The sequence below is a fragment of the Actinomadura sp. CNU-125 genome (genome assembly GCF_001942465.1).
Lineage (GTDB): Bacteria > Actinomycetota > Actinomycetes > Streptosporangiales > Streptosporangiaceae > Spirillospora.
On record NZ_MKJY01000389.1, the window covers coordinates 1 to 3,758 of the forward strand.

Below are 3,758 nucleotides of genomic sequence, written 5' to 3' on the forward strand. Positions count from 1 at the left end.
CCCGGACCTGCAGGATCGTCTCCCCGCGTCGCCGAGCGCAGCGGCGCGGTCATCGTCAGCTCCTCCACGAGGTCGCAGCCGGTCTCGCGCGCCGCGTGCACCGCCATGTCGGCGAACGCGGCGCCCGGCACCAGGACGGTGCCGCCGACCGCGTGGTCGGCCAGCCACGGGACGGTGCGCGCCGACAGCCGGGCGCTGAAGATCTGCTCGTCGCCGTCGGCGGTGGCGAGCGCGGCGCCCAGCAGCGCGTGCCCGGACGCGTCGAGCCCGGCGGCCGTCACGTCGGCGGGGCCGCCCGGCGCGTCCAGCCAGTACCGCTCCCGCTGGAACGCGTACGTGGGCAGGTCGGTCCCGGCGGCCGCCGGGCAGCGCGGGCGTCCAGTCGACGGGCAGGCCGCGGGTGTGGGCCTCGGCGAGGGAGGTGAGGAACCGGTCGAGCCCGCCCTCCCCGCGGCGGAGCGAGCCGACCGCGACGACGCCGGGGCGCCCGGCCGCGTCGGCGCTCTCCTGCACCGCGTGCAGCAGCGCCGGGTGCGGGCCGACCTCGACGAACGCGGCGTGCCCGGAGTCGAGGAGCGTCCGCGTCGCCGCCGCGAACCGCACCGGCTCCCGCAGGTTGCGGTACCAGTAGGCGGCGTCCATGGACGTCCCGTCGATCGGCTCCCCGGTGACGGACGAGACGACCGGCACGTCCCCCGGCCGGGGCCGCAGCGGCCCGATCGCGTCGAGCAGCGCGTCGCGGACCCGTTCGACGTGCGGGGAGTGCGACGCGTAGTCCACCGGGAGGATCCGGAACCGGACGTCCGCGGCCTCGCATTCGGCCCCGAACGCGGCGAGCGCGGCGGGGTCGCCCGAGAGGGTCACCGCGCCGGGGCCGTTGACCGCCGCGACGACCAGGTCGTCCGCGCGTCCGGCGAGGCGGCGCTCGGCCTCGGCGACGGGCAGCGCCACCGACGCCATGCCCCCGGTGCCCGCCAGTTCCGCCAGCGCCCGGCCCCGCACCACGACGATCCGGGCCGCGTCGGCGAGGTCGAGGACACCGGCGACGCACGCGGCGGCGATCTCGCCCTGCGAGTGCCCGACGACGGCCGCCGGGCGCACCCCGTGGGAGCGCCAGAGCCGGGCGAGCGACACCATCACCGCGAACAGCGCGGGCTGGACGACGTCGACCCGCTCCAGCGCCGCCGCGTCGCCGAGCACGTCCGCGAGCGTCCAGGGGGCGTGCTCCGCCAGCGCCTCGCCGCAGGCGCGCAGCTCGGCGGCGAACACGGGCGACCGCTCGGCCAGTTCCAGTGCCATCCCGGCCCACTGCGGCCCCTGCCCGGGGAAGACGAACACGGGCTCGGCGGCGTCACCGGCGACGCGGTCACCGGGCCGTCCTCGCCGCGCGGCGAGCGCGTCGAGCGCGCAGCAGCGCGGCGCGTCCGGTGCCGAGCAGCCACGCGCGGTGCTCGAACGCGGCGCGTCCGGTGGCGAGCGTGCGGCCGACGTCGACCGGCGCCGCCGCGGCGGACGCGCCGACCACGTTGGACAGCCGCGCCGCCTGTGCCCGGAGCGCCGCCTCGGTGCGGCCGGAGAGCACCCACGGGACGGGACGCGCCGCGTCCGGTCCGTCCCCTTCGGGGGCGGGTTCCTCGGCGGGCCCCTGCTCCAGGACGACGTGCGCGTTCGTCCCGCTGATGCCGAACGAGGAGACCGCGGCGCGGCGCGGCCGTCCCGCCTCCGGCCACGGCACCGCCTCGGTGAGCAGCTCGACGCCCGCGCCGTCCCAGTCGACGTGCGGGTTCGGGACGTCCGCGTGCAGCGTGCGCGGCAGCCGCCCGTGCCGCATCGCCATGATCATCTTGATGATCCCGGCGGCTCCGGCGGCGGCCTGGGTGTGCCCGATGTTGGACTTGACCGAACCGAGCAGCAGCGGCCGCCCCGGGCCGCGCCCGTGCCCGTAGGCGGCGATGAGGGCGTTCGCCTCGATGGGGTCGCCCAGCGCGGTCCCGGTGCCGTGCGCCTCGACGGCGTCGACGTCGCCGGGGACGAGCCCGGCGGCGTCCAGCGCCCGCCGGATGACCCGCTCCTGCGCGGGGCCGTTCGGCGCGGTCAGCCCGTTGCTGGCGCCGTCCTGGTTGACGGCGGTGCCGCGGACGACCGCGAGCACCGGATGCCCGTTGCGGCGGGCGTCCGACAGCCGTTCCAGCAGCAGGAACCCGGCGCCCTCGGCCCAGCCCGTCCCGTCGGCGGCGGCGGAGAACGCCTTGCAGCGCCCGTCGGCCGACAGCCCGCGCTGCCTGCTGAACTCGGTGAACGTGCCCGGGGTCGACATGACGGTCGCGCCGCCGGCCAGCGCCAGCGTGCAGTCCCCGGACCGCAGCGCCTGCGCGGCCAGATGCACCGCGACCAGCGACGACGAGCACGCCGTGTCGACCGTGACGGCCGGGCCGCGCAGGCCGAGCAGGTACGACACCCGGCCGGACGCGACGCTCGCGCGGCTGCCGTTGCCGAGATGCCCCTCCAGGTTCCGCGGGACCTCGCGCACCCGCGTGCCGTAGTCGTTGTACATGATCCCGGCGAACACGCCGGTCGGGCTGCCCGCCAGGCTCGACGGGTCGATCCCGGCGCGTTCCGCCGCCTCCCAGGCCGTCTCCAGCAGCAGCCGCTGCTGCGGGTCCATGGCGAGCGCCTCGCGCGGGCTGATCCCGAAGAAACCGGGGTCGAACCGGTCGGCGTCGTACAGGAAACCGCCGGTGCGGGCGTAGGAGGTGCCCGGATGGTCGGGATCGGGGTGGTACAGCCGCTCCAGGTCCCAGCCGCGGTCGGCGGGGAACGGGCCGATGGCGTCGGTGCCCGAATCGACCAGCTCCCAGAGCCCCTCCGGGTCGGCGACCCCGCCGGGATAGCGGCAGGCCATGCCCACCACGGCGATCGGCTCGTCCGGGTCGGCCGCCGCACGGGCACCGCCCGTCCCGTCGCCGGACGCGGCGGCGCGCCCGCCCGGCAGCGCCGCCCGCACGTAGTCGGCGAGGGCCTGCGGCGTCGGATGGTCGAAGACCAGCGTGGCAGGCAGCCGCAGGCCGGTGGCGGCGCCGAGCCGGTTGCGCAGCTCGACCGAGGTGAGGGAGTCGAAACCCAGCTCCGACAGCGCCCGGTCCGGCTCGACCGAGTCCGGCGAGGGACGGCCGAGCACGGCCGCGACCTCCGCCGGACGGAACCGGAGCGCGTCCGCGGGCGTCCGGGGCCCGGAGCGGGCGGGCCCGCGCGGGACGGGCACCAGCGCGCGCAGCAGCGTGCGCCGTCCCGTCCCCGCGCCCGGATCGCGGCCCGGTCCAGCAGCGCCGGGACGCGCGGCAGCGGCGACGCGAGCGCGGCGTCCAGCAGCGCGAGCCCCCGGTCGGGCGCGATGGGCACCAGCCCGGCGCGGCTCAGCCGCTCGACGTCGCGCCTGCTCCAGCGCCGCCGTCATCCCGCCGTCCGTCGCCCACGGCCCCCAGGCCAGCGACCGGGCGGGCAGGCCCGCCGCGCGGCGGTGGTGCGCGAGGGCGTCCAGGAACGCGTTCGCGGCGGCGTAGTTGCCCTGCCCGGGACTGTCCAGCGTCGCGGCCACGGACGAGAACAGCACGAACTCCGCCAGGTCGGCGTCCAGGGTCAGCTCGTGGAGGTTCCACGCGGCGTCGACCTTGGGCCGCATGACCGTCTCCAGCCGCTCCCGGGTGAGGGCCGTGACGACGCCGTCGTCGAGCACCCCCGCGCAGTGGACGACCGCGGTG

At 77.9% G+C, this 3,758-nt stretch carries 1 protein-coding gene and 2 pseudogenes; all 3 read right to left on the reverse strand.

The window, feature by feature from the left end; translation table 11 throughout:
- The coding region (locus BJF79_RS67650) for a hypothetical protein (protein ID WP_410050180.1) at positions 1-281 on the reverse strand (281 nt) is incomplete at its 3' end.
- A gap of 9 nt (positions 282-290) precedes the next feature.
- Positions 291-3,178: pseudogene (locus BJF79_RS67655) on the reverse strand (type I polyketide synthase); the annotation flags it as partial.
- 348 nt (positions 3,179-3,526) lie between these two features.
- Positions 3,527-3,733 (reverse strand): annotated as a pseudogene (locus BJF79_RS67660) (ketoreductase domain-containing protein); the annotation flags it as partial.
- Positions 3,734-3,758 lie beyond the last annotated feature (25 nt).